Here is a 24,825-nt window from a genome sequence, read left to right on the forward strand (position 1 = left end):
CCTTCTCTGGTTGCTCGGTTTCGGGCCGTAGCAGTCTAGGGCACGCCACTGTGCGTGGCATGTCACCCGACCGATCGGCCGCTAGTCGGTGGTGTCGGTGTCGTCGAACAGGCCCGGGAGCGGCCCGACGCCCTGCCCGGGGGTGAGGCCGAGGTGCCGCCACGCGACCGGGGTCGCGATGCGGCCGCGCGGGGTGCGCGTGACCAGACCGACCCGGACGAGGAAGGGTTCGACGACCGACTCGATGGTCTCGGACTCTTCTCCGACCGAGACCGCGAGGGTGTTCAGCCCCACCGGTCCGCCGTCGAAGCGCGTCAGCATGATCTCGACCACGGCGCGGTCGAGGCGGTCGAGCCCGAGCTCGTCGACGTCGTACAGGTCGAGTGCGCCCTGGACGGCCGCCATGCCGTCGGTGGTGCGGTGCACGAGGGCGTAGTCGCGGACCCGGCGGAGCAGCCGGTTCGCGATGCGCGGGGTGCCCCGGGAACGCCCGGCGATCTCCCGCAGCGCCGATCGGTCGATGTCGAGCTCGAGCAGGTGCGCGGCGCGGATCAGGACCTGTTCGAGTTCGTCCTTCTCGTAGAACTCGAGGTGCGCCGTGAAGCCGAAGCGGTCGCGGAGCGGGTTCGGCAGCAGGCCGGCGCGGGTGGTGGCACCGACCAGGGTGAACGGCGCGAGGTCGAGCGGGATGCTCGTCGCGCCGGCGCCCTTGCCCACCATGACGTCGATCCGGAAGTCCTCCATCGCCAGGTAGAGCATCTCTTCCGCCGAGCGCGCCATCCGGTGGATCTCGTCGATGAACAGGACCTCGCCCGGCACGAGCGACGACAGGACGGCAGCCAGGTCGCCCGCGTGCTGGATCGCCGGACCGCTCGACATCCGCAACGGACGCCCGGTCTCGTGCGCGACGATCATCGCCAGCGTGGTCTTGCCGAGGCCGGGAGGACCCGCCATCAGGATGTGGTCCGGCGTGCGGTCCTGCATGCCCGCCGCCTTGAGCAGCAGGTCGAGCTGCCCGCGCACCTTGCGCTGGCCGACGAACTCGTCGAGCGACCGCGGACGGAGTGCACCTTCGAACGCGAGTTCTTCCTGCGACTCGGCTCCGGCTGACGTGATGCCGCTCATCGACCGGCACCGGCGGGCCGGAGCGCACCGAGCGCGGCGCGGAGGAGCGCCTGCGTGCCCATGGCTGCGGCCCCTGGCTCGCTCGCGACGGTCTCGTCGACGGCGGTCTGTGCTGCGTCCTCGCGCCAGCCGAGGCCGATCAGTGCGGAGACGACGTCGGTCGCGGCCGGGTGGGCAGGAGTGCCACGACCGGCGGTGACCACGGCGGCCTGCTCGAACGCCGCGAGCTTGCCGGTGAGCGCGAGGATGATGAGCTTCGCGGTCTTCGGGCCGATGCCGGAGACCTTGCGGAAGGCGCCGTCGTCGTCCTTCGCCACGGCGTTCGCGACCTGCGACGGGTCCATGTGGGCCAGGACGCCCATCGCGGACTTCGGCCCGACGCCCGTGACGCTGCGCAGCAGGTCGAACACCTGGAGGGCGTCGGTCGACTCGAAGCCGAAGAGCAGGTGCTCGTCTTCGCGCACGATCATCGCGGTGCGGACGAACACCTCGGACCCGTGGCGCATCGTCAGTGCGTGGGCCGGGGTCACGGTGACGGCATACCCGACTCCCCCGGCCTCGATCACCACGCCGGAACCGGCGATGTCGATGCAGGTACCCCGGAGACTCGCGATCATGCCCCGAGCCTACGGCCGCCCACCGACGCGGCCGACGAGCCACGCGGTCGGGCCGCGGCAGCGGCCGCTCGGGCGAGCGGGGAGTCGACGGTGCCGCCCTGTGCGTCGCGCCACGCGCGTTGTGCCGGGGTGAGGTTCGTGGCACGTTCGCCGGCGACGTCAGGTGATCCGAGCCTCCAGGCATGGCACACGGCCAGCGCGAGCGCATCGGCGGCGTCGGCCGGCTTCGGGGCCTCGGCGAGACCGAGCACGCGCGCGATCATCGTCTGCACCTGGCGCTTGTCGGCGTTGCCGTAGCCGGTGACGGCCGCCTTGACCTCGGACGGCGTGTGCAGGCCGACGGGCAGCCCGCGGGCCGCCGCGGCGTGCAGCGCGAGCCCGGCCGCCTGGGCGGTGCCCATCACGGTGCGCACGTTCGCCTGCGCGAACACGCGCTCGACGGCGACCGCGTCCGGGTGGTGCTCGTCGATCTCGGCGGCGATGCCGTCGGCGATGCGGAGCAGCCGCTGTTCGAGCGGCATGTCCGCCGGGGTGCGCACGACCGTCACGTGGACGAGCCGTGCGCGCCGGTTCGGTGCGACCTCGACGACGCCGACGCCGCACCGGGTGAGCCCGGGGTCCACCCCGAGCACACGGAGCACGGCTACTCGCCCTCGTCCTCGTCGAGCTCGGCCTGGACGTCCGCCGGCACGTCGAAGTTGGCGTAGACGTTCTGCACGTCGTCGCTGTCCTCGAGCGCGTCGATCAGGCGGAAGACCTTGCGGGCGGTCTCGGCGTCGACCGGCACCTTGAGGCCGGGGACGAACTCGGCGTCGGCCGAGTCGTAGTCGATGCCGGCGTCCTGCAGCGCGGTGCGGGCCGCGACGAGGTCGCTCGCCTCGGTGATGATCTCGAAGCCGCCGCCCTGGTCGATGACGTCCTCGACACCGGCGTCGAGCACGGCGGTCATGACGGTGTCCTCGTCGAGGCCGTCGGTCTTCGTGACCGAGATGACACCCTTGCGCGAGAAGTTGTAGGCGACGCTGCCCGGGTCGGCCATGGTGCCGCCGTTGCGGGACATCGCCGTCCGGACCTCGGCCGCTGCGCGGTTCTTGTTGTCGGTGAGGCACTCGATCAGCATCGCGACGCCGTTCGGGGCGTAGCCCTCGTACATGATCGTCGTGTACTCGATCGACTCACCGGTCAGGCCGGCACCGCGCTTGACGGCGCGGTCGATGTTGTCGTTCGGGACCGAGGTCTTCTTGGCCTTCTGGATCGCGTCGACCAGCGTCGGGTTGCCCGACAGGTCGGCGCCGCCCATCTTCGCGGCGACCTCGATGTTCTTGATGAGCTTGGCGAACGACTTGGCACGGCGGCCGTCGATGACGGCCTTCTTGTGCTTGGTCGTCGCCCACTTGGAATGCCCGGACACGGTTCTCCTTGCGTCTTGCGGAAAGTCGGGGTCAGTTTACCCAGCCGGGAGGCCCGGCGCCGCCCCGCCCCGCCGGTGCGGGCACGCAGGTGGCCGGGCCCAGGGCCCGCGGGCGGTCGTGCCCAGAGCCCGGGGGCCGCGTCAGGCGCTGCGCACCATGGCGAGGAAGCGGCGGTGGAAGCGGTCCTCGCCGGCGACCTCGGGGTGGAACGCACTGGCGAGGACGTTGTCCTGCTGCACCGCGACGACCTGCCCGTCCGCCAGCGCGCCGACGACCTGGACACCGGGGCCGTGCTGCTCCACCACCGGGGCGCGGATGAAGACCGCATGCACGGGGGCGTCGCCGAGCTCGGGCATCGGGACGTCGACCTCGAACGAGTCGTTCTGGCTGCCGAACGCGTTCCGACGAACCGTGGTGTCGAGCACGTCGAGGGTCTGCTGGCCGCTGATGCCGTCGGTGATCCGCGACGACAGCATGATCATGCCGGCGCACGTGCCGTACGTCGGCAGGCCGTCGCGGATGGCAGCAGCGAGGGGCTCGGCGACGCCGAACGCCCGGGACAGTTTGTCCATCACGCTCGACTCGCCGCCGGGGATCACGACGCCGTCGAGCGCCGCGATCTCCTCGGGGCGACGGAGCGGCACCACGTCGGCGCCGAGCTCCGTCAACGAGGCGATGTGCTCGCGGAAGTCACCCTGCAGTGCCAGGACCCCGATGCGGGGCCGAGCACTGCTCGTCGTGCTACCAGCCACGCTCGGCGAGGCGGTGCGGTGCGGGGACGTCGGCGACGTTGATGCCGACCATCGCCTCGCCCAGACCACGCGAGACCTCGGCGATGACCTTGGGGTCGTCGTGGAAGGTGACGGCCTTGACGATCGCCGCGGCACGCTTCGCCGGGTCGCCGGACTTGAAGATCCCGGAGCCGACGAACACGCCGTCCGCGCCGAGCTGCATCATCATCGCGGCGTCGGCCGGGGTGGCGACGCCACCGGCGGTGAAGAGCACGACGGGGAGCTTGCCGGTGCGGGCGACCTCGCGCACGATCTCGAACGGCGCCTGCAGTTCCTTGGCGGCGACGTAGAGCTCGTCTTCCTTGAGGTGGCGCAGCGCCGCGATCTCCTTGTTGATCGTGCGGATGTGCTTCGTGGCCTCGGACACGTCACCCGTGCCGGCCTCGCCCTTGGAACGGATCATCGCAGCGCCCTCGGTGATGCGACGGAGCGCCTCGCCCAGCTCGGTGGCACCGCAGACGAACGGCGTGGTGAAGTTCCACTTGTCGATGTGGTTGACGTAGTCGGCGGGCGAGAGCACCTCGGACTCGTCGATGTAGTCGACGCCGAGCTCCTGCAGGATCTGCGCCTCGACGAAGTGGCCGATGCGGGCCTTCGCCATGACGGGGATCGACACGGCCGCGATGATCTCCTCGATCATCGACGGGTCGGACATGCGGGCGACGCCGCCCTGTGCGCGGATGTCGGCGGGGACACGCTCGAGGGCCATGACCGCGGTCGCGCCGGCTTCTTCCGCGATGCGGGCCTGCTCGGCGTCGACGACGTCCATGATGACGCCGCCCTTGAGCATCTCGGCGAGGCCGCGCTTGACGCGGTCGGAGCCGGTGATCGAGGTGCCAGGGGTGCCGGAGGTGCTGGTGCTGTCGCTCATGATGCCGATCAGTCTAGTCCGCTGCCGGCCAGCCCTCGGCGACCAGTCGGCGGGTGTCCCCGAGCATCTGGGACATCGACTTCGTCCGCGCGATGATCGGGAAGAAGTTCGCGTCGGACTGCCACCGCGGCACGATGTGCTGGTGCAGGTGTGCGGCGATGCCGGCCCCCGCGACCTCGCCCTGGTTCATGCCGATGTTGAAGCCGTCGCAGTGCGACACGGCGCGCAGGACCCGCATCGCGGTCTGGGTCAGCTCGCCCATCTCGCGCAGCTCGTCCGGCGTGGCCTCGTCGTACAGCGGCACGTGGCGGTACGGGCAGACCAGCAGGTGTCCGTTGTTGTACGGGAACAGGTTGAGCAGCACGTAGGCGTGCTCGCCCCGGGCGACGATGAGGGCGTCCTCGTCGGACTTCCGCGGTGCCTCGCAGAACGGGCAGTCGTCTGCGTGCCCGCGGCCCGTGCCCTCGCGCCCGGCGTCGATGTACGCCATCCGGTGCGGGTTCCACAGGCGCTGGAAGGCATCCGGGACGGCCGCACCGGTGGCGGCGTCCCGGATGACCAGCGGGTCCTGCTCGTCCGTCATCAGACCTGCGCGCGCTCGCGGATCGCCGTCAGGATGCGGTCGACCGCTTCGTCCACGGGTACGGCGTTGTCCTGGCGCCCGTCACGGAAGCGGAACGACACCGCACCGGCGTCGCGGTCGTCGCCGCCGGCGATGAGCTGGAACGGCACCTTCGCCTTGGTGTGCGTGCGGATCTTCTTCTGCATGCGGTCGTCCGAGTGGTCGACCTCGGCGCGGACGCCGTGCGACCGGAGCTTCGCGATGACCTCGTCGAGGTAGTCGCCGTACTCGGCCGCGACGGGGATGCCGACGACCTGCACCGGCGACAGCCAGGCCGGGAACGCGCCGGCGTAGTGCTCGGTCAGCACGCCGAAGAACCGCTCGATCGAGCCGAACAGCGCGCGGTGGATCATCACCGGGCGCTGGCGGGAGCCGTCGGCCGCGGTGTAGTCGATGCCGAAGCGCTCGGGCAGGTTGAAGTCGAGCTGCACGGTCGACATCTGCCACGTGCGGCCGATGGCGTCGCGGGCCTGCACCGAGATCTTCGGGCCGTAGAAGGCGGCTCCGGCGGGGTCGGGCACGAGCTCGAGGCCGGACTCCTCGGCGACCTCGCGCAGGGTGTTCGTCGCGACGTCCCAGACCTCGTCGTCACCGACGTACTTCTCCGGGTCCTTCGTCGAGAGCTCGAGGTAGAAGTCGTCGAGGCCGTAGTCGCGCAGCAGCGACAGCACGAACTCGAGGGTGGTGGTCAGCTCCTCCTTCATCTTCTCCTGCGTGGTGAAGATGTGCGCGTCGTCCTGGGTCATGCCACGGACCCGGGTGAGGCCGTGGATGACGCCGGACTTCTCGTTGCGGTAGACCGTGCCGAACTCGAACATCCGGAGCGGCAGGTCGCGGTACGAACGCGGCTGCGACCGGTACGCCAGGATGTGCATCGGGCAGTTCATCGGCTTGAGGTAGTAGTCGGCACCCTGGCGCGTGACGTTGCCGTCCTCGTCCTTCGCCTCGTCCATGTGCATGGCCGGGAACATGCCGTCCTTGTACCAGCCGAGGTGCCCGGAGGTCTCGAACAGGTCGCCCTTGGTGATGTGCGGCGTGTAGACGAACGAGTAACCGTTCTCCTCGTGCCGACGGCGCGAGTAGTCCTCCATCTCGCGGCGGATGATGCCGCCCTTCGGGTGGAAGATCGCCAGGCCGGAACCGATCTCGTCGGGGAACGAGAACAGGTCGAGTTCGGCACCGAGCTTGCGGTGGTCGCGCTTGGCGGCTTCTTCGAGGCGCACCAGGTACGCCTTGAGCTGGTCCTTGTCGGGCCAGGCGGTGCCGTAGATGCGCTGCAGCTGCGGGTTCTTCTCGGAGCCGCGCCAGTAGGCAGCGGCGACGCGCATGAGCTTCGCGGCGTTGCCGATCCAGCGGGTGTGCGGCACGTGCGGGCCCCGGCAGAGGTCCTGCCAGACGACCTCGCCCGACTTCGGGTCGACGTTCTCGTACACGGTGAGCTCGCCGGCGCCGACCTCGACGCTCTCGCCGGAGTCGCCGTCGGTCGCCGCACCCTTGAGCCCGATGAGCTCCTGCTTGTACGGCTCCCCCGCCATCAGCTCGCGTGCCTGCTCGTCGGTGACGACCACGCGGCGGAAGCGCTGGGCCTGCTTGACGATGCGGTCCATGCCCTTCTCGATCGCCTTGAGGTCCTCGGGGGTGAAGGGCTCGGCGACGTCGAAGTCGTAGTAGAAGCCGTCGGTGACGGGCGGCCCGATGCCGAGCTTGGCCTCGGGGTTGATCTGCTGGACGGCCTGCGCGAGCACGTGCGCGGCCGAGTGACGGAGGATGTCGAGCCCGTCCTGCTCCTGCAGGGTGACGGCCTCGGCGGTCTCGCCGGCGGCGACGTCGGCAGCGAGGTCCTTGAGGACACCGTCGACGCGGATCGCGACGACGCCGCGCTCACCGTCGAAGAGCTCGGTGCCCGTCGTGGTCGTCGTCGCGGTGCGGGGCTCGGGTGCCTGGGGCACGGCTGCGGGCTCGGCGCTCTCCGGCGCTGCGGCGACTGACTCGGTCACGATGATGGGACTCCTCGATCGAAATGGTGCGTCAAGACTAGTGCGCGCGTGGGGCTCAGGCGGGCACGGCGCCGAGCGTGGTGACGGGCAGGCGCGGCTCGAGACGCTCGCGTCCGTTCAGCCCGTCGAGCTCGAGCAGCGCGGCGAACCCGACCGCCTGGTAGCCCGCGCGTTCGAGCAGCGTGATGGTGGCGGCGCCGGTCCCACCGGTGGCGAGGACGTCGTCGACGACGAGGACCCTGGTGCCCGCGGGGAGCTGGCCCGGACGCAGCTCGAGCTCGGCCTCGCCGTACTCGAGTGCGTACTGCTCGCTGAGGACCTCGCCCGGCAGCTTGCCGGCCTTGCGCACGGTGAGCACGCCCACCTGGTGCTGGGCGGCGATCCCGCCGGCGAGGGCGAAGCCCCGCGCCTCGATGCCGGCGACGGCGTCGAACCCGGCACCGACGGCGAACGGCGCGGCGAGTGCCTCGCACACGCGGCCGAACGCGACGGCGTCCGAGAACACCGGCGTCACGTCGCGGAACAGCACCCCCGGCTTCGGGAAGTCCGGGACGACGGCGGTCAGGCGTTCGACGAGTGCAGCTGCGGTTTCGGTCACCCGCCAACGGTACGGGAGGCCCGGGGTGCGTCCGACACATCGGCGCACGGTGCGAGGTCGGTCGCGCCGTGCGCCGTCGTCGGTGCGGCGCACAGTGCGGGTTGCGTCAGACGGGGTGCCGAAGGTGGCTCGGTGCGAGGCTGTCCCCTCGCACCGAGCCACCAAGCGGGCACGGGACGGCGACGGTCGCACGGTGCGACGGTCGGGTGTCCGATCCGGCTCAGCGCCAGGCGCGCATGAGTGCGGCCTGCAGGAGCAGGTCGTTCTCGCGCTGCTGACGCTCGCGGTCGAGCTGCAGCCGTGTTGCGTGGTCGATCACCGGGTGGACCCGGCGGGTCCGCCGGCTCCAGATGATGAGCGACATGCCGATGCGCAGCGCGATGCGGTCGGTGAGGGAGACCCGGTGGCGCGCTGCGCGGGTATCGGGAGGACGGGTGGCGGTCTTCGATGACACGGTGATCCCTTTCAGGGCATGACGGAGCTGCCCGGCACACGGGCAGGAGTGGACTGCCCGGAACACGGGCAGGACGAAATGAATGCGTGAGAATGCATTCCGCGGTCACCGGAGGAATGTCCGACGACGCGGTACTGAATGACTTCCGGTACCGAGAGCGTCGCACCGACCGCCGACATTCTCCGGCGACGATCGACGCAGTCCGATCGCGTGCGCGGAGCACACGGGTCGGGACCGATCGGCGATCGACGGAGCCGGTTCGACGCGAGCCAGAACGGCTCAGCGCGAGGTGTCAGGCGACGGACTCGTCACGAGACGAGGATCGAACGACACAGATGTCGGCAGAAGGCGGAACGCTCCGGGTCAGCGGACGCGGAACGGGGTGCCGACGCGTCCACGGATTCCACGGAACGGAGTGGTTGCGGTGATCATCATGGTCGGCCCCCTTTCGGTCTCGAGCTGTCGGAGTCGTCCCCCGCTGCGCTGCAGCGGTTCGCGACGAGTGAACACTATCGGCACCGTAATTCGCAGCGCAACCCCTTTCTCCGATTTCTCCGGAATTGCATTCCCGAACACCACGCTGTCGTACCCGGACGCCACGAAGGCCCGGTACCGAATCGGTACCGGGCCTTCGTGGGCGAACGGCTGCTACAGCGTCGCGGGTTCCACCACCGCTGCCGTCAGCACGCCGTCGACGACGTCGATCCGCACGGTGTCCCCGGCGGTCACGCCACCGTCGACCACGAGCGTCGCGATGCGGTCGTCGACCTCGCGCTGGATGAGCCGGCGGAGCGGACGGGCGCCGTACTCGGGCTCGTACCCGTGGTCGGCGAGCCAGTCGACCGCTGCGTCGGACACGGAGAGCACCATGTCCTGCGCGACGAGCCGGAGCGCCGTGTCCTGCAGCAGCAGTGACACGATCGACGTGATCTGCGACCGGTCGAGCTTGCGGAAGAGCACGATCTCGTCGATGCGGTTGATGAACTCCGGCCGCATGGCCTCGCGGAGCTTGCCCATCACCCGGGCGCGGAGGTCGTCCTCGCCGTACCCGTCAGTGGAACCCACGGGCGCGAAGCCGAGGGCACCCGACCGCGAGGCCAGGAACTCCGAGCCGATGTTCGACGTCATGATCACGACGGTGTTCCGGAAGTCCACCGTGCGCCCCTGGCCGTCGGTCAGTCGACCGTCGTCCAGCACCTGCAGCAGCAGGTTGAACACGTCGGGGTGCGCCTTCTCGACCTCGTCGAGCAGGATCACCGAGTACGGGTTCCGACGCACGCGTTCGGTGAGCTGCCCGGCCTCGTCGTAGCCGACGTACCCGGGAGGAGCACCGACCAGCCGCGAGACGGTGTGCCGCTCGCCGAACTCGCTCATGTCGAAGCGGAGCATGGCGGACTCGTCACCGAACAGCGACGACGCCAGGGCCTTCGCCAGTTCGGTCTTGCCGACGCCGGTCGGGCCGAGGAACAGGAAGCTGCCGACGGGTCGACGCTGGTCGCCCATGCCGGTCCGGCTGCGTCGGACGGCCTTCGCGATCGCCGCGACGGCGTCGTCCTGGCCGACGACGCGCTCGTGCAGTTCCTGCTCGAGCACGGCGAGCCGCGAGCGGTCGCCCTGGGTCAGGCGCGTCGCCGGGATGCCGGTGGCACGCGACACCACACCGGCGATGTCGCGTTCCGTGATCGAGGTGCCCACGGATTCGGGACGGGTGGGCCCACGCCGCCGGTCCCGCGGCGACGCGTCAGCGGCGTCGCGGCCGTGCCGGTGGGGAGCGCGGGGAACGTCCGCCGACGTGGCGGCGGCGATCCGGGCCTCCAGTCCGACCGTCTCGTCGCGCAGGCGCGACGCCTCTTCGTACAGCTCCTCGGCGACCGCTCGGTCCTTCTCGGCCAGCAGCTCGGCGACCTGGTCGCGGAGGGCCTCGACGTCCACGTCGCCCGAACGGGCGAGCCGGCGCCGTGCACCGGCTTGGTCGATGAGGTCGATGGCCTTGTCCGGCAGGTGCCGGTCGGTGACGTACCGGTGCGAGAGCTCGACGGCGGCGCGCAGCGACTCCGGCGTGTAGACGACGCCGTGGTGCTCCTCGTACCGGGGTGCGAGGCCGGTCAGGATCGCGACGGCGTCCTCGACGCTCGGCTCCCCGACCGTGACCGGCTGGAAGCGACGCTCGAGTGCGGCGTCCTTCTCGATCCGGCGGTACTCGTTCAGGGTCGTCGCGCCGACCAGGTGCAGGTCGCCGCGGGCGAGCCGGGGCTTGAGGATGTTGCCGGCGTCCATCGAGCCGCCCTCACCGCCACCACCGGCGCCGACGACGGTGTGGAGCTCGTCGACGAAGACGATGAGCTCGTCGGCGTGTGCCGCGATCTCGTCCATGGCCTTCGTCAGGCGCTCCTCGAAGTCGCCCCGGTACCGGGTGCCGGCGAGCATGCCGGGCAGGTCGAGGGCGACGACGCGCTTGCCCTGCAGCAGCGACGGGACGTCGCCGTCCACGATGCGCTGGGCGAGTCCCTCGACGATGGCGGTCTTGCCGACGCCGGGCTCGCCGATCAGGACGGGGTTGTTCTTGGTGCGACGGAGCAGGATCTCGACCGCCTGCTCGATCTCGTCGGCACGACCGATGACGGGGTCGATGCGACCGTCACGGGCCCGCGCGGTGAGGTCGGTACCGAACTGGTCGAGGGTCGGGGTGTCGCTGTCGCTGTCGGTGTCGGCCGTTCCGGCCGTTGCACCGGTTCCGGGCATGGGGCGCCCCTCTCGTGCTGCTGCCGCGGCCTGCTGGGCGTAGTCCTGCATGGCCTGCGGGGTGACACCGGCGCTGGCGAGCAGCTGCCCGGTGACGGTCTCCTGGTCGGTCACGAGCGCGAAGAAGAAGTGCTCGGGGTCGGTGTAGGTGCTACCGAAGCCCCGCGCGGCCTGGGTGGCCTCGACGAGGATGCGCTGCGCCGTGCCGGTCAGGGCCGGGCGGCCGGTCTGCTCGGGCTGCGGCTCGCGGGCCATCGGCAGGCGCTGCTCGATCTCGGCGGCGAGGCGCTCGGGGTCGACCCCGGCGGAACGGACGACGGCGTCGAACGGCTCGGTGCGGACGAGCACGTGCAGCAGGTGCAGCGCGTCGAGCTCGTGCTGCCCCTGCGACACCGCGTACTCGGCGGTGTGCTGGAGCAGCTCGTGGGTACGGCGGCTGAGGAGCCGCGTGATGTCCACCGGTCGGCCGAACGCACGGGGGCGCTGCGGGTCACCGGTGTTCTGCGCCGCGAGGAGGCGGGCGAGGAACTCGTCGAACGAGTCACTGCCGCCGGTCGGGCCGAACGTCTCTGGCAAAGGGACCTCCTGGGGAACTTGAGTGCCTTCGACTCAATGCAACGCAGGAGTGCCGGGGTCATTCCCGACGACGAAAAAACTTGCGGCGACTCGGCTCAGGTCCGCGCGATCGCTGCCGAGATCGCCTCGGTGACCCGCGCGAGGTCGGCCGGAGCCACCTCGATGTCGAACCCGCGGCGCCCCCCGGAGACGAAGATGCTGTCGTACGCCAGGGCCGACTCGTCGAGCACGGTCCGGATCCGGGACTTCTGGCCGACCGGGCTGATGCCGCCGACGACGTACCCGGTGCGCTTCTCGGCGAGGGCCGGATCGGCCAGCGTCGCCTTCTTCCCGCCGACAGCGGCCGCGATGGCCTTGAGGTCGAGCCGGTTCGCCACCGGCACGATCGCCACCGCCAGTGCGCCGTCGACCGAGACGACCAGGGTCTTGAAGACCTGCTCCTCGCGGAGGCCGAGTGCGGCGGCGGCCTCCTCGCCGAAGTTCGTGGCGCTCTCGTGGTGGTCGTACACGTGCGGCGTGTACGACACCCCGGCTCGGTCGAGCGCGACGGTCGCTGGGGTGCTCGGCGAACCTGCGGTCATGCGGCGATCCTCTCCCGCGCTGCCGCCCTGTCCGTGGCGGCACGCGGGCGTTACGCTGAACCGACCATGACCGTCACTCTGCTGATCCTCCGCGCCGCCGCCGCGCTGGTGCTCGGTGCGCCCACAGCGGGCGACCCCGCAGCCGGCGTCCTGCCGCTGCTGGCAGTGGCCGCGCTCGGCCTGACGGCCGTCGCCGTGGCGGTCGTCGTCGCGCAGGTCATCGCCACGGTGCTGGCGACGGTCCTCGGGCTGCGGTCGATGGGCGTCGAACACGCTGCGGTACCGGACCTGGTCACCCGCATCGCGTGGAGCCACCCCGATGCCGACGGGCACGTCCGATCGCGTGCTCCGGGAGTCGTCGCCCCGGCCTGACCACCGACCGGTGGCCGGGCCCCTCGTGACCCCTCCTGCGAACCACCAACGATCGGAACCGTCATGGACCTGTCCACCCTGCCCCTCGTCGGCCCGCTGCTGCACGGCGGCGCGGACCTCGTCGCCGCCCTGACCGCGGCCCTCTCCCCCGCCACCGGATCGTTCGCCGCGGCGATCGCCGTCGTGCTCCTGACCCTGGCCGTCCGGGCCGTGCTCGTGCCGCTGTCCGTCCTGCAGGTCCGAGCGGAGCGCGACCGACGTCGGCTCGCGCCGCAACTCGCTGCCCTGCGGAAGCGCCACGGGAAGAACGCCGAGCAGCTGCAGCGTGCGGTCCAGCAGCTCTACACGAACGAGAAGGTCTCACCCCTGGCCGGCTGCCTGCCCGTCCTCGCGCAGGCCCCGGTGCTGTCCCTCGTATACGCCCTGTTCACGCACGCGTCGATCGGCGGCACGGTCAACGCGCTGCTCGAGGCGACCCTGGTCGGGGTCCCGCTCGGGCACTCGCTCGTCGTCACGCTGACGTCGCCACTGTGGGTGCACGCCTGGGTCGTCGTCCTGCTGCTGGCCGTGCTCGCCGTCGTCGTGGAGCTCAGCCGCCGCGCGAACCTGCGCTGGAACCCTGTGCCGACGCCCGAGCCGGGCGCACAGGTGCCCGGTGCGGCAGCGACCGCCGCGCTCGGGCGGTTCGCCCCGTTCGTCACGGTCGTGTTCGCCGCGATCGCCCCGATCGCCGCCGCGCTGTACGTCGTGACGAGTGCCGCGTGGACGGCGGGCGAGCGGGCCGTGCTGCGCCGGGTGATCCGGTAGCGCGGGCGCGCGGCGTCGGGCCCGGCGTCAGCCGCCCTGGCCCTCCTGCTGCGGCCCCTGGTCCACCGGGTCGTACTCGGTGCCGCGACCCTGCTCCTCGTCGGCGGTCGGCACGTGGCGCTCCGTGCCGGTCCCACCGGGGCTCGTCGCCACGTAGTCGGCCTCGCCGGACTGGGAGTCGTGGCTCAGCGGCTCGAGGGTCTCCGGGTCGGCGTCGTGCCGCGGTTCGGGTTCGGTGCTCATGCGTCACGCCTACTCCCCTCGTTCTGGGTGCGCGCCGCCGCCCCGGCAGTGCCACGATGAAGGGAGTCCACGCGACCGGCAGATCGGGAGTGCGCATGGCCCACGACGACGTGGCAGCGGAACGGGCACGGCTCGAGGCCGTCGCCTGGGGAGCGGCATCGAGCCCCGCCGACGCGGCGCGCGCCCGGATCGCGCTGCAGGACCTGACGAGCGGGCGGCGGTCCGGTGGTCGGCGAGCGGGCGCGGGTGTCGCCTCCGCATCGGGGCAGGACGAGCGGCCGGGAGGCACGGCCCCGGCCAGCGGGCAGGTCGCGTCCCCGGAACGGTCGGCTCCACTGCCCGGCTCGTCGCCGGAACTGACGGCTCCACCGTCCGTGCCCTCGCCGGAGCGGTCGGTTCCGGAGCGCGCGACGGTTGCTGCCGAGCCGGATCCATCGCTGCGAACGGACCCGACCCCGCGAACGGAAGCCGGATCGTGGGCGGCGACCGAAGCCCGAGAACCCGACCGTCCCGACGACGCGGGTGACGACGGCGGGGGTGAGCCGGGCCTCCCGGTCGGGCCGACGCGACGGTCCCGGTGGCGCACGCTGCTCTGGACGGAGCGGCCACGCGTCTGGATCGCGCTCGGCGCGGCAGCGGCGGTCGGTGTGGCGTTCGCCGCCGGCACCGTCGTCGGGCCCGTGCGCGAGGACGTCGCAGCGGCACCGAGCGTCACGCCGACGGCGGGCACGGTCACGCTCGAGCAGCTGCTCGACGTGCCGCAGACCTACGCCGACCAGCTGCCGGGGCCGGTGGAGGCACCCGTGAGCCTGCACTCCACGCGGCTCGTGTTCACGAACCGTGCGTTGGACGGCGGCTCGTTCGACACGCCGTGGGCCGTGTGGGCCGGGGTCGGCACGGACCGGTCGACGATCTGCCTGGTGGCGACGGCGAACCGGATCGAGTCGTCGACGGCGTGCTTCCCGCGCGAGGCAGCGCTGCACGGCTCGGTGTCGATGTCGGCGCAGTCGATGAGCGGGACGTTGACGATCGCGCTCCGGGGTGGCGGCGTGCAGGGTCGGGTGACGAACGAGAACTGAGGCGCTGATTGTTGGAGCGCTCCGAGAATCTCCGCTGACCCCCTCGCGGGCTGCGGTCCATCGTGCAACACTGGATGAGCGCACTCGCCGTGGAGTCGTACCCACATCACCCACATCCACAGCGAGCGCGCCCCGCAGACCTCCCGGTCATCGTCGTTCCCCCGAACGGCACCGTCGCGCGTTCGCCCGTGCCCCGGAGGAGGTCAGCAGCGTGTCCACCAACACCACCACCTCGGCCGTGTCGACGAACACGCGGCCGATCACCGTCACCACCCAGTCCATCGTCGGCATCGCCGTCCTCGGGCTGGCGACGTTCTTCGCCATCACCACCGAGCTCATGCCCGTCGGGCTGCTCGGCACGATGAGCGCCGACCTCGGTGTGTCCGAGGCCACCATGGGCATCGTCGTCACCGTGTACGCGGGCGCCGTGGCACTCCTGGCGCTCCCGCTCACCGCCTTCACCGCGAAGCTCCCCCGCAAGGCCGTGCTCGTGTCGACGCTCGTCGGCTACACGGTGTCGAACCTCATGATCGCGTTCGCACCGTCATTCGCCGTCGTCTGCGCCGGCCGGGTCGTCGGCGGCATCGCGCACGCGCTGTTCTTCTCGGTCGCCTCGGCGTACGCCACCCGGATCGTGCCACCGCGCCTGGCCGGTCGCGCCATCGCGTTCGTGTACTCGGGCAGCTCGCTCGGCTTCGTGCTCGGCGTGCCCGTCGCCACCTGGGTCGCGCAGCACATCGGCTGGCGCCCCGCCGTGTTCTCGATCGGTGTCGCCGCCGCCGTGCTCGCCGCCGTGGCGCTGCTGTTCCTGCCCGCCGTCAGTGGTGCCTCGTCGCCGCACATCGGGTCCCCGAAGGCCTGGGCGCGCACCGGGCTGCTGTCCGTCGTGATCGCCGACCTGCTCCTGTTCGCCGGGCACTACGTCGTCTACACCTACGTCGGGCCGTACGCGATCGACGCCGGACTCGACGCCTCGATGGTGAGCGGCGCGCTGCTCGTCCTGGGCGGCACCGGGGTGATCGGCCTCTGGCTCGCGGGCATGTTCGTCGACCGGGCACCCCGGCAGACACTCATCGCCGCCGTCGCCGTGATGGCCGTCGCGTTCGCCGCGATGCCGTTCGTGCACGGCTCCCTGGTCGGCACGATGGTCGTCGCCGGCGTGTGGATGGCAGCGAACGGCACGACGGGCACGCTCTTCATGGCGGCCGCGATCCGCTCCGGAGGCGTCTCCCCCGACATCGCCGGCGCGCTCATCAACGGTGCGTCGAACATCGGCATCGCGGGCGGTGCTGCCATCGGTGGGCAGGCGCTCGGGATCGTGGGACTGCAGTACCTGCCGTTCGCTGGTGGTGCCGTACTGCTCGGGTCGCTCGGGGTCGTCGTGCTGGCGCGTCGGGGCTTCCCGGTGCACACGGTCGGGCAGGAGCACCTGTCGACGTCGTCGATCGAGGCGATCACGTCCTCGCTCGCGGTGGTCACCACGTCGGTGCCCGTCGTCGGTCGGGCGATCCAGACCCTGACGGGCTCGGTCGCGACGGTCACGGGCTCGCACCGCACGCAGTAGCGCGGCGCGCGGGCGGCGCGGCGTCGGGTGGCGTCGTCGTCGTCGTCGTCGTCCTCGTCGGCCTCGCGCTGCGCCGAGGTTCCGAAATCTCGGCATCTCGGCGGCCCTGGCGGCGATCCGTGGAACCTCGGCGGTGGGGCGGCGGCATGTCGTGGAACTCCAGCGGCGAGGTCCGGGCGTGGCGTCGTCGTGGCAGAGTGACGCGGAGCGTGGCGGCGTGTGGCGAGGGGCCGCGGCGACATGCCGTGCGCGCGGCGTCGAGGTTCCACGAACTGCCGTTCGCGTTGCGCTGAGGTTCCACGAACTGCCGTTCGGGACGCCGAGATGGGCAGATTTCGGAACCTCGGGGGTGGGGCGGCGGCGTGTCGCGGGCGGCGGCGCAGACCAACGACGAAGGGCGGGCCGGCATCGCGCCGGGCCCGCCCTTCGTCGTGACCGATCAGTCCTGCAGGTGGCTCCGGCGACGGTTGCGCACCGCGCGGTAGGTCAGCAGCGCCGCACCGAGCAGCACGAGCACCCCGGCCGCGATGAGCCCGGGCTTCAGGTCCGCACCGGTGTAGGCCAGCGGCCCACCGTTGCCCACGTCACCCGAACCGGCGGCCGGCGCGTTGCCCGAGCCTCCGGCAGCCGGCACGGTCGGCACCGCGGTCGGCGAGTTGCTCGGCGTCGGCGCACTGGGCGACGGCGACGGAACCGGGGTCACCGCGGCCTCGACCACGAAGGCGAGCGGGGTCGCAGCACCCTCCTCGGGCGTGACGACGGTCACCGGAGTGGCGCCGTCGACGTCGACCGTGATCGTGTACTCGGTCGTCGGCTGCAGGTCGACCAGGTCGAACGCGCCATCGGAGTCGGTGGCCACGGTCACCGGCGGGCCGGCTTCCGGGTCGGTCGGCGTCGCGACGACGTCCACGCCGGCGACCGGGTCGCCGTTCGTGTCGACCACGGTGCCGGGCTGGTCGGTCGTGACGACCTCGGGCGCGGCGGGGGTCTCGAACGGCAGGTCCGACGTGACGCTGGTGCCCGCGACCGCGGCGATGCCGGTGTTCGCGGTGTCACCGGTGGCACCCGCAGCGGGGACCACCGTGCGGACCGTGTAGGTACCGGCGGACGTGGCGAAGGTGTAGCGACCGTCGGCGTCGGTGGTGTCCGATCCGACGACGGCGCCGCTCTCGTCGAGGAGCTCGACGACCACGCCGGCGGGCACGGGCGTGCCGTCGAGGGACACGACACCGGTCACGGTGGCGATCACGGCGGGCGGCGCAACGATCGGCTCGGGCTCGACCGGTGCTGCACCGGCGTCACCGGTGGTGATCGACACGGGCGGCTCGTCGGCGACGGAGACGTCCAGCTCGGTGCCGGCGGGCAGGTCGGAACCGGTGTAGACGCCGTCGCTGTTCGTCGTGGTGTCGACCAGCGTGTCGCCGGTGTCCGGGTCGGTGATGACGACCGGGATGTTCGAGACCGGGTTGCCGTCGTCGTCGGTCACCGTCCCGATCACCGCGACGGTCTCCGGTGGTGATGTGAACGCGAAGTCGGCGACCCCGTCGACGCCGCCTGGGGTGCCGTCGACAGCGAGCGACACGCGCTGCGGCTGCTCCGGGCCGTCAGCACCCGCCGGCGGGGTGATCTCGACGCGGTAGTTCGCGATCACCGGCAACTGCGGGAACACGTAGTTGCCGTCGGCGTCGGTGGTCGTCGTGTACACGGTGCCGCGCGGTGCGGTCACGGTGACGGTGGCTCCCGGGATCGCTGCTCCGTCGAGCGTCGCGGTGCCGCTGATCGCCGCGGTGCGGTTGGCGAACCAGGTCTGGTAGACGGGGAACCCGCTGCGCTGCTGGTACGTGATGGTCAGGCTGGTCAGCGACACGGTCGGCGTGAACCACGCCGTGGCGCCCGCGGTGTCCGACGCGGCGGCGTTGCCGGTCAGGGTGCGCGTGGCCTCGTCCCACGTCGGCTTGTCCTGGCCCGTCGTGCCGTCGGGGTCCGGCGTGCAGGACCAGCCGCCTGCCACAGCAGCGGAGCAGGAGTTGTACCCGGTCGTGCCACCGGCCCGGCCGTTGAACCCCAGCTGCTCCCCGGTCGCCGCACCGCCGCCGGCCACCGTCGCCGAGATCGTCGCCTGGTCGGCGTCGATGTCGCCGAGGACGAACGACCAGCTCTCGGCGCCGGGCGTCGCGCCGTCGAACGTGTAGGTGGTGGTCGACGCCGAGTCCCCGTTGGGACGATCAGCCTGCGGCCGCTGGTTCATGTACGTCTGCGCACGACTCGTGCCGTAGACCCCACCGACCGGCGTCCCCGCCGACTGCCACGTCGACGCCCCGCTGATCACGGTCGACTGCCGCGAGTTCGAGGTGAACGTCGTGGCGGGGAACCCGGGCAGCGTCATCGTGCCCGTGTACGCCTTCGACGCGCCGCTCAGGGTGAACGTGCCCCAGTTGCCCGCGGGCTCCGCCGAGGCGCTCGTCGCGCCGCCGATCGCGAGTCCCGCTCCGAGTGCAAGGGCGGTGAACCCTGCTGTGACCGTGCGCCAGCGCCGCATCTGTACTCCCCTGGTGAGGACGTCGGCGTGCCCCGACGTCCGTGCAGGCTATCCAGACGGCGCGGACCCGGTCCACACCGACACCACATCGTGACTCAGGCGGGTCCATCGAGCAGCACGAGCAGCGCGCCCACCGCGGCGACCTGGCCCGCGACGAGCAGCTCCCGCGCTTCGGCGACCGGCACCCACCGGGCGTCGTCGACCTCCGGCACGTCGACGAACCGTCCCGAGCCGCGTGGCAGCTCGAGCCGGACGGTGTTGCTCCGCACGACGGCGACCTCGAACGCGGGCGCCGGGGCGGCGAACACCCGGACGCGCTTGCCCGAGGCCTGCCGGAACTCGCCCAGGTCCCTGACGTCGTCGGCGGCCACGGGCGCGGGGACCCCGATCTCCTCACCGAACTCACGCATGGCAGTCTCGAGCGGGTCCTCGCCGGGTTCGACGAGTCCCTTCGGGATCGACCAGGCACGTGGCCGGTTCCGCCAGAACGGCCCGCCCATGTGCGCGACGAAGACCTCCGGCCCGGCCGGACCGGTCCGGTGCAGCAACAGTCCGGCGCTCACCACCACGCCCGCGAGACTACGCGGCGCCGGACGGGAGGCCCGGCCCACGTCCGCCACCCGCGGTCACCGCTGCGCACGGCCGGTTCCACCGCCCCCGACCGGAGTACCGTGTGGCGCACGGAGCGCCAGGTGACGCCCCCGAAGCCTGCGACGGAGGAGGCCGATCGGGATGGACGAGCGATGGACGACGGTGACGTTGGCCGCCGATGCGGCGATGCCCCACGACGAGGCCCTGCGGTGGATCGTGGCCCGCGCCGGTGCCGGTGTCGAGCGGCTGCGGATCATCGGCGCCGACCACGCGCTGGAGGGCCGGACGCCGGTCGCCGACCAGCTCGCCGAGGCCGCGCGGACCGCTCTGCCCGGTGTGGCGGTCGAGGTGCACCGGCACGCGGGCCCGTTCGCCGCAGCCCTGGTCGAGGAGTCGGACGGCGGCGACCTGCTCGTGATCGGGAGCTTCCGCCACCGGCGCGGATCGACGGCCGGCGGTGACCCGGCGCGGGTCGCCGAGCGTGCTGCCGTCCCGACCGTGGTCGTGCCGGAGGGTCCGCACCCGATCGACGGTGACGTGGTGCTCGCGGTGGAGGACCCGATCGACGAACGTGCGGTGTCGATCGCCGTCGACGAGGCCGTCCGGCGGAACCGACGGCTGACGCTGCTGCGCGCGTGGGAGATGCCCGTGCTCACCCGGACCGGGCTGACCGACTTCGCCGAGGACCCGCTCCGGTGGCGTACGAGCAACGCCGAACTGCTGCAGCGGGTGACGTCCGTGCTGGCCGCACGGTACCCGTCACTCCGCCTCCGTCCGCTGCTGGTCGAGGGCCACCCGGGTCACGCGATCGCCTCGCACACCCGCCGGGCGTCGCTGGTGGTGCTCGGTCGCGGGCACGTGCGCGCGCTCTCGGGCTCGTTGCTCCACGACGTCGTGCGCGAGACCGCCGCCCCGGTCTGCGTGGTCCCGCCGGCGGCGCACCCGGACAGCCGAGCGGCCACGGCGACCGAGACCGCCGGTGGGATCAGCCGGCGAGGGCGCGGATCGCGGCGGCCATCCGCGCGGTCAGGTACGTGACGCCGCGCTCGTTCGGGTGCAGGGCGCCGGCCTTCAGGTCGATCTTCCGCAGGTCGCCGGAACCGGTGAGCGTCACCCCGGCCACGTAGCGCTTCGACGCGGCGCACGGCGAGTGGTCCTGCGTGCTCGCGAAGACGTCGACGAACCGCACCCCGGCGGCGGCGGCAGCGGACCGGGAGACCTCGTTGAGCTCGTCCTGGACACCGTGCAGGTACTCGACGTCGGTGTCCGTGAACGGGTAGGTGTCCGACGGGAACGAGCCCGCCAGGGTGCCGAGGTCGAGTGCGGACCGGAAGCAGCCCTTCGCGGGGGTGTCCTCGGCGTCCGGGAAGATCGCCGGGTACCCGAGGAACACGACGACGGCGTTCGGGGCGGCCCGCTGCACCGCGCCGAGGGTGTCGGCGATGCCGAGGGCCACGCGCGACTGGATCTTCACGGCGAGCTGGTCGACGCCGTCCTGCACCAGGGTGCTCTCGCACGACGGGGCGTCGCGGCCCGAGAACACCGGGCCGTTCGCGGAGATCGCCAGGCACGAGGCCGCCGTGCCGAACAGGTCGGCGTCGTTGCCGCCGATCGTCAGGGTCACCAGTCGGGTGCGGTCGGACAACGACTCGATCTGGGGTGGGACGCCCTTGAACTGGTGGCCCGTGGTGACGTCGTCGCTCGTGGCGCCGGCGCAGGTGACGTCGGTCAGGGTGAGCCCGAACTGCGCCGCGAGCCGGTGCGGGTAGTCGCGCGCCGACTGCACGCAGGCGTTCGTGGGCAGCCCGGTGCGGTCCCCCAGGCCGTACCCGGCCGAGTAGGAGTCGCCGAGCGCCACGTACTCACTGCCCGGCGGGACCGCGTCGAGGGTCTCGGTGGGGTCGGCGGTCACGGGGTACGGCTCGGGCACCGGCCACATCGGTGCCGCGGACGCCGGCGGCGCGCCGACGGACCCGCCGAGGCCCGCCGCCACGAGACAGACGGCGCCGACCACCGCCAGGGCAGCGCGCAGTGGCCGGCGGGCGATCCGGAGCAGTTCCGGCCTCAGCGGCGTCCGAGGCGACGCTCGCCGCCGCTGCCAGTGCGGTACTCGAGGCCGTAGTGCTGGAACAGCTCGGGCTCGGTCGCGGCGTCGAGCTCACCGTCGGTCGCGATGGAGGGTGCGTCCTTCACGAGCTTCTTCGGGAAGGTCACGCGCAGGTGCTTCGGTGCGACGGTCGCCCCGACGAGGGGGACGAACACGAGCTTCTGGAAGCCGACCATCCCGGTCGTGAGCGCACCGAACGCCGGCTCGGACGTGGCGGTGTCGTAGTAGATGCTCTCGAGCGTCCCGACCTTGTCCTCGGCCTCGTCGACGACCGGCAGGCCGATCCAGTCACGGATGTTGGCGGCTTCGAACACGAAGGACTCCTTCCGAGTGCCCGGTGGGTCCGGGTGGCTCTCGGTTGACGCTACCGGTCGGTCGCCTGTGCGGTCACCCCGAGCACGTCGAGCCGGTCCACCGCGGCGAGCACGTCGGCCGCGCTGACCGCCAGGATCGCCGGGTCGGGGTCCTCGGCGAAGACGTCGCCGCGCCGGACCGAGGCATCGGTGAGGACGATGTGCGGACCCGACGCGGGCGGCCCCCAGGCCTCCGGCGGCGCCGGGCCGAAGAGCACCACCGACGGCACGCCGTAGGCGGTCGCGAGGTGCGCCGCACCCGTGTCGACGGTGACGACGAGCCGCGCCGCGGCGATGACGCCCGCGAACTCCTGCAGCTCCAGGGAGCCGGCCAGGACCGCCCCCGGCGCCAGGCCGGCCGCGTCCGCGACGGCACGTGCACGGACGACGTCGTCCGCGCCTCCCGTCAGGACCACGTCGGCACCGCGCTCCCGCAGTCCGCGCACCACGTCGGCGAAGCGGTCCGTGGGCCAGTGCCGCGCCCCGTGGAAGGCACCGACGTGGACGACCGCGGCGTCGGCGACGACGGGCGGTGCCGAGGGGCGGTCGACGGCCACGTCGTCGGCGTCGGCGGGGACGCCGTGCCAGGTGAGCAGGTCCACCCAGCGGTCGCGTTCGTGCACGTCGGACGGCCACTCCGGACCGTCGTACCCGTGGGTCGGGTCGGCGTGCCCGATGACCCGTCGGGGCTGCAGGGCGGCGATCAGGTCGGACGACTCGGGGCCGGCGCCGTGCAGGTTCACCGCGACGTCGACCGTGCCGGCGGGGGCGTTGATCGGGTGGTCGAGGCCGTGCTGCGCCAGGTGGACGTCGACGGCGGGGACGAGCTCGACGACGGGCGCCAGCCACGCCGTCGTCGCCAGGGTGATGCGGTGGTCGGGGAAGGCCCGTCGCAGGGCGCGGAGCGCGGGGACGGCGACCAGGAGGTCGCCGAGCTTGATGGCGCGGAGGACGACGAGTTCCGGGCGTCCGTCGGTGGCGGGCAGGGTCTCGAGTGCGGTCACGGGCGCGACGGTAGGCGGTGCCCGCTGGTGGCGTCGGCAGCGGGCGCGTTCCCCGGCTGTCCTGAGCCGGCACGCGGCCGCCGACCGGTACTCCGGTGCCATGCCCCTCGCACCGGACCGCGCGATCCGCGGCCTGCTCTTCGACCGCGACGACACCCTCGTCGTGGACGTCCCGTACAACGCCGACCCGCGCCTGGTGGTGCCCGTCCCCGGTGCCCGTCGTGCCGTGGAGCGGGCTCGTGCAGCCGGGCTGCTGCTCGGTGTGGTCACGAACCAGTCCGTGGTCGCGAAGGGCCTGGCGACGCGCGAGCAGGTCGACGCGACGAACGCCCGCGTGGACGCGCTCGTCGGGCCGTTCGACGTCTGGTGCGTCTGCCCGCACGACGCCGGCGACGACTGCGCGTGCCGGAAGCCGCGGCCGGGCATGGTCTTCGACGCCGCCGAGCGACTCGGGGTCCCGCCGGACGCGCTCGTGCTGGTCGGCGACATCGGCGCCGACGTGCAGGCGGCGCGGGCCGCGGGAGCGCAGGGCGTGCTCGTGCCGACCCCGCGCACGCGGCCCGAGGAGGTCGACGACGCCGAGACCGTCGCGGCGACCCTCGCCGAGGCCGTCGACCTGGTGATCGCCGCGGCCGGACCGTCGACCGTCAGGACGGACCGCACGTGAGCCGTCCCCGCGTCCTGGTGGCGCGCCTCGACTCGTTCGGTGACGTCCTGGTCGCCGGCCCCGCCGTCCGCGCCGTCGCCGCCGGTGCCTCGCACGTCACGATGCTGTGCGGACCGCAGGGCGCCCCGGCCGCCGACCTGCTGCCCGGCGTCGACCGCGTCCGGGTGTGGGCAGCGCCGTGGGTCACCGAGACCGCGCGGCCGATCGACGACGCCGTGCTCGCCGAGTTCCGCGCGCTCGTCGCCGAGGAGCGACCCGACGAAGCGGTCGTCCTCACCTCGTTCCACCAGTCGCCGCTGCCCCTGGCGCTGCTCCTCCGCCTCGCCGGTGTCCCCCGCGTCTCCGGGGCCTCGGTCGACCACCCGGGGTCGCTCCTCGACGTCCGCCTGCGACCCGGCGAGGACCTGCCCGAGGACGTCCCCGAGCCCGAGCGCGCGCTCCGGATCGCCGACGCGGCCGGGTTCCGGCTGCCGCCGGGGGACGACGGGAGGCTCGTGGTGCGTCACGACGCCGTCGCACCCCCGTCCGTGGCCGGGCTGGGACGGTACGTGGTCGTGCACCCCGGCGCCAGCGTCCCCGCCCGGTCGTGGCCGGCATCGCACCACCGGGAGCTCGTCGCCGCGTACGCCGAGCGTGGCGTGCCCGTCGTCGTCACCGGCTCCCCCGGTGAACGCGACCTCACCGCGGCCGTCGCCGGCGCCACCGGCATCGACCTCGGCGGACGGACCACGCCCGCCGAGCTCGCCGCGGTCCTGGCCGGTGCGGAGGTCGTCGTCGTCGGCAACACCGGGCCGGCGCACCTCGCCGCGGCGGTCGGCGCACCGATCGTCAGCCTCTTCTCGCCCGTCGTCCCCGCCGTCCGGTGGGCGCCGTACGCACCGCTGGTCGAACTGCTCGGGGACCAGGCGGCTCCCTGCCGGCTCAGCCGTGCCCGCGAGTGCCCCGTCCCCGGCCACCCGTGCCTGTCCACGGTGCGCATCGAGGACGTGCTCGCGGCCCACGAACGGCTGCTCGACCGCGCTTCGCGGATGGAACCGAGAAGTCTGCGGAGCGCGCCAGAAGGTGCTGCGTAGCGTCCGCCACTGCTCCCCCTTCTCCTCGTGCCCGACCGAC

General features: G+C 72.4%; 25 protein-coding genes. 7 read left to right on the top strand and 18 right to left on the bottom strand.

The features are described 5' to 3' along the window. Positions 1-81: 81 nt before the first annotated feature. From ruvB to ybaK, 12 genes are all read right to left on the bottom strand, one after another. Positions 82-1,125, bottom strand: coding sequence for a Holliday junction branch migration DNA helicase RuvB (gene ruvB / locus GVL05_RS03735; RefSeq protein WP_111084041.1), 1,044 nt, complete (start codon positions 1,123-1,125; stop codon positions 82-84). After that, entirely contained in the window at positions 1,122-1,742 is a 621-nt protein-coding gene (ruvA, locus tag GVL05_RS03740; RefSeq protein WP_159571411.1) for a Holliday junction branch migration protein RuvA, read from the bottom strand. Before ruvA ends, ruvB begins: the two co-directional genes overlap by 4 nt. Further along, a complete protein-coding gene (gene ruvC, locus GVL05_RS03745) occupies positions 1,739-2,383 on the bottom strand; it encodes a crossover junction endodeoxyribonuclease RuvC (protein WP_111084043.1) in 645 nt (214 codons plus the stop codon). The genes ruvA and ruvC overlap by 4 nt, the downstream gene beginning before the upstream one ends. Before the next feature lie 2 nt (positions 2,384-2,385). Continuing rightward, positions 2,386-3,153: a YebC/PmpR family DNA-binding transcriptional regulator gene (locus GVL05_RS03750; protein WP_111084044.1), complete on the bottom strand. Its 768-nt coding sequence runs from the start codon at positions 3,151-3,153 to the stop codon at positions 2,386-2,388. Positions 3,154-3,294: 141 nt separating this feature from the next. Then, positions 3,295-3,906, bottom strand: coding sequence for a pyridoxal 5'-phosphate synthase glutaminase subunit PdxT (gene pdxT, locus GVL05_RS03755; protein ID WP_159571414.1), 612 nt, complete (start codon positions 3,904-3,906; stop codon positions 3,295-3,297). Continuing rightward, entirely contained in the window at positions 3,896-4,816 is a 921-nt protein-coding gene (gene pdxS, locus GVL05_RS03760; RefSeq protein ID WP_123292809.1) for a pyridoxal 5'-phosphate synthase lyase subunit PdxS, read from the bottom strand. The genes pdxT and pdxS overlap by 11 nt, the downstream gene beginning before the upstream one ends. 13 nt (positions 4,817-4,829) lie before the next feature. Continuing rightward, positions 4,830-5,399: an HIT domain-containing protein gene (locus tag GVL05_RS03765; protein WP_123671781.1), complete on the bottom strand. Its 570-nt coding sequence runs from the start codon at positions 5,397-5,399 to the stop codon at positions 4,830-4,832. Next, positions 5,399-7,387 carry a threonine--tRNA ligase gene (thrS, locus tag GVL05_RS03770; RefSeq protein ID WP_123292876.1) on the bottom strand — a complete coding sequence of 663 codons (1,989 nt, stop codon included), beginning with the start codon at positions 7,385-7,387 and terminating at the stop codon, positions 5,399-5,401. Before thrS ends, GVL05_RS03765 begins: the two co-directional genes overlap by 1 nt. 103 nt (positions 7,388-7,490) lie before the next feature. After that, positions 7,491-8,033, bottom strand: coding sequence for an adenine phosphoribosyltransferase (locus tag GVL05_RS03775; protein WP_123292807.1), 543 nt, complete (start codon positions 8,031-8,033; stop codon positions 7,491-7,493). A gap of 220 nt (positions 8,034-8,253) precedes the next feature. Continuing rightward, on the bottom strand, positions 8,254-8,487 hold the full coding sequence (locus tag GVL05_RS03780) for a hypothetical protein (protein WP_159571417.1): 234 nt from the start codon (positions 8,485-8,487) through the stop codon (positions 8,254-8,256). Between the two features lie 648 nt (positions 8,488-9,135). After that, positions 9,136-11,805 (bottom strand): ATP-dependent Clp protease ATP-binding subunit, encoded by a 2,670-nt coding sequence (locus GVL05_RS03785; RefSeq protein ID WP_159571420.1) that lies wholly within the window; start codon positions 11,803-11,805, stop codon positions 9,136-9,138. A 95-nt stretch (positions 11,806-11,900) separates the two neighbouring features. After that, positions 11,901-12,386, bottom strand: coding sequence for a Cys-tRNA(Pro) deacylase (ybaK, locus tag GVL05_RS03790; protein WP_111084051.1), 486 nt, complete (start codon positions 12,384-12,386; stop codon positions 11,901-11,903). Positions 12,387-12,452: 66 nt separating this feature from the next. Here ybaK and GVL05_RS03795 point away from each other — a divergent pair, with 66 nt between their 5' ends. Continuing rightward, positions 12,453-12,758 (top strand): DUF6412 domain-containing protein, encoded by a 306-nt coding sequence (locus GVL05_RS03795; RefSeq protein ID WP_159571423.1) that lies wholly within the window; start codon positions 12,453-12,455, stop codon positions 12,756-12,758. Positions 12,759-12,821: 63 nt separating this feature from the next. Continuing rightward, the gene (locus GVL05_RS03800) at positions 12,822-13,565 is read left to right on the top strand and encodes a membrane protein insertase YidC (RefSeq protein ID WP_159571426.1); all 744 of its coding nucleotides are present in this window, start codon (positions 12,822-12,824) and stop codon (positions 13,563-13,565) included. 27 nt (positions 13,566-13,592) lie between these two features. Here the strand turns inward: GVL05_RS03800 and GVL05_RS03805 are convergent, their stop codons facing one another. Continuing rightward, positions 13,593-13,808, bottom strand: a complete 216-nt coding sequence (locus tag GVL05_RS03805) for a hypothetical protein (RefSeq protein ID WP_131846816.1) — start codon at positions 13,806-13,808, stop codon at positions 13,593-13,595. A 95-nt stretch (positions 13,809-13,903) separates the two neighbouring features. Between GVL05_RS03805 and GVL05_RS03810 the strand changes: the two genes are divergently transcribed. Beyond that, positions 13,904-14,887: a hypothetical protein gene (locus GVL05_RS03810; RefSeq protein ID WP_159571429.1), complete on the top strand. Its 984-nt coding sequence runs from the start codon at positions 13,904-13,906 to the stop codon at positions 14,885-14,887. Between the two features lie 211 nt (positions 14,888-15,098). Next, positions 15,099-16,451: an MFS transporter gene (locus GVL05_RS03815; protein ID WP_131880076.1), complete on the top strand. Its 1,353-nt coding sequence runs from the start codon at positions 15,099-15,101 to the stop codon at positions 16,449-16,451. Positions 16,452-16,890: 439 nt separating this feature from the next. Here GVL05_RS03815 and GVL05_RS03820 read toward each other — a convergent pair whose 3' ends face one another. Both GVL05_RS03820 and GVL05_RS03825 read right to left on the bottom strand, forming a co-directional pair. Next, positions 16,891-18,990, bottom strand: a complete 2,100-nt coding sequence (locus GVL05_RS03820) for a collagen binding domain-containing protein (protein WP_159571432.1) — start codon at positions 18,988-18,990, stop codon at positions 16,891-16,893. Between the two features lie 95 nt (positions 18,991-19,085). Further along, positions 19,086-19,559, bottom strand: coding sequence for an NUDIX domain-containing protein (locus GVL05_RS03825; protein ID WP_235035829.1), 474 nt, complete (start codon positions 19,557-19,559; stop codon positions 19,086-19,088). A gap of 163 nt (positions 19,560-19,722) precedes the next feature. Between GVL05_RS03825 and GVL05_RS03830 the strand changes: the two genes are divergently transcribed. Then, complete coding sequence (locus tag GVL05_RS03830; protein ID WP_131846820.1) at positions 19,723-20,619, top strand: universal stress protein; 897 nt, start codon at positions 19,723-19,725, stop codon at positions 20,617-20,619. On the opposite strand, the gene GVL05_RS03835 is transcribed toward GVL05_RS03830, so the two are convergent. From GVL05_RS03835 to GVL05_RS03845, 3 genes are all read right to left on the bottom strand, one after another. Beyond that, entirely contained in the window at positions 20,567-21,511 is a 945-nt protein-coding gene (locus tag GVL05_RS03835) for an SGNH/GDSL hydrolase family protein (protein WP_235035830.1), read from the bottom strand. The genes GVL05_RS03830 and GVL05_RS03835 overlap by 53 nt on opposite strands. Before the next feature lie 134 nt (positions 21,512-21,645). After that, positions 21,646-22,002, bottom strand: a complete 357-nt coding sequence (locus GVL05_RS03840) for a PRC-barrel domain-containing protein (RefSeq protein WP_111084060.1) — start codon at positions 22,000-22,002, stop codon at positions 21,646-21,648. A 50-nt stretch (positions 22,003-22,052) separates the two neighbouring features. Beyond that, complete coding sequence (locus GVL05_RS03845) at positions 22,053-23,045, bottom strand: glycosyltransferase family 9 protein (RefSeq protein ID WP_159571438.1); 993 nt, start codon at positions 23,043-23,045, stop codon at positions 22,053-22,055. A 100-nt stretch (positions 23,046-23,145) separates the two neighbouring features. Here GVL05_RS03845 and GVL05_RS03850 point away from each other — a divergent pair, with 100 nt between their 5' ends. Beyond that, a complete protein-coding gene (locus GVL05_RS03850; protein WP_159571441.1) occupies positions 23,146-23,712 on the top strand; it encodes an HAD family hydrolase in 567 nt (188 codons plus the stop codon). Next, positions 23,709-24,785, top strand: a complete 1,077-nt coding sequence (locus GVL05_RS03855; RefSeq protein WP_235035831.1) for a glycosyltransferase family 9 protein — start codon at positions 23,709-23,711, stop codon at positions 24,783-24,785. Before GVL05_RS03850 ends, GVL05_RS03855 begins: the two co-directional genes overlap by 4 nt. The last annotated feature ends 40 nt before the right edge of the window (positions 24,786-24,825 follow it).

It is taken from the genome of Curtobacterium sp. 18060, assembly GCF_902706105.1.
Lineage (GTDB): Bacteria > Actinomycetota > Actinomycetes > Actinomycetales > Microbacteriaceae > Curtobacterium.

Excerpts from the sequence above, each read along its gene's own strand:
- ruvB (WP_111084041.1), bottom strand. The coding sequence starts at position 1,125 with ATGAGCGGCATCACGTCAGCCGGAGCCGAGTCGCAGGAAGAACTCGCG.
- ruvA (WP_159571411.1), bottom strand. The coding sequence starts at position 1,742 with ATGATCGCGAGTCTCCGGGGTACCTGCATCGACATCGCCGGTTCCGGC.
- pdxS (WP_123292809.1), bottom strand. The coding sequence starts at position 4,816 with ATGAGCGACAGCACCAGCACCTCCGGCACCCCTGGCACCTCGATCACC.
- GVL05_RS03765 (WP_123671781.1), bottom strand. The coding sequence starts at position 5,399 with ATGACGGACGAGCAGGACCCGCTGGTCATCCGGGACGCCGCCACCGGT.
- ybaK (WP_111084051.1), bottom strand. The coding sequence starts at position 12,386 with ATGACCGCAGGTTCGCCGAGCACCCCAGCGACCGTCGCGCTCGACCGA.
- GVL05_RS03795 (WP_159571423.1), top strand. The coding sequence starts at position 12,453 with ATGACCGTCACTCTGCTGATCCTCCGCGCCGCCGCCGCGCTGGTGCTC.
- GVL05_RS03800 (WP_159571426.1), top strand. The coding sequence starts at position 12,822 with ATGGACCTGTCCACCCTGCCCCTCGTCGGCCCGCTGCTGCACGGCGGC.
- GVL05_RS03805 (WP_131846816.1), bottom strand. The coding sequence starts at position 13,808 with ATGAGCACCGAACCCGAACCGCGGCACGACGCCGACCCGGAGACCCTC.
- GVL05_RS03810 (WP_159571429.1), top strand. The coding sequence starts at position 13,904 with ATGGCCCACGACGACGTGGCAGCGGAACGGGCACGGCTCGAGGCCGTC.
- GVL05_RS03820 (WP_159571432.1), bottom strand. The coding sequence starts at position 18,990 with ATGCGGCGCTGGCGCACGGTCACAGCAGGGTTCACCGCCCTTGCACTC.
- GVL05_RS03830 (WP_131846820.1), top strand. The coding sequence starts at position 19,723 with ATGGACGAGCGATGGACGACGGTGACGTTGGCCGCCGATGCGGCGATG.
- GVL05_RS03850 (WP_159571441.1), top strand. The coding sequence starts at position 23,146 with ATGCCCCTCGCACCGGACCGCGCGATCCGCGGCCTGCTCTTCGACCGC.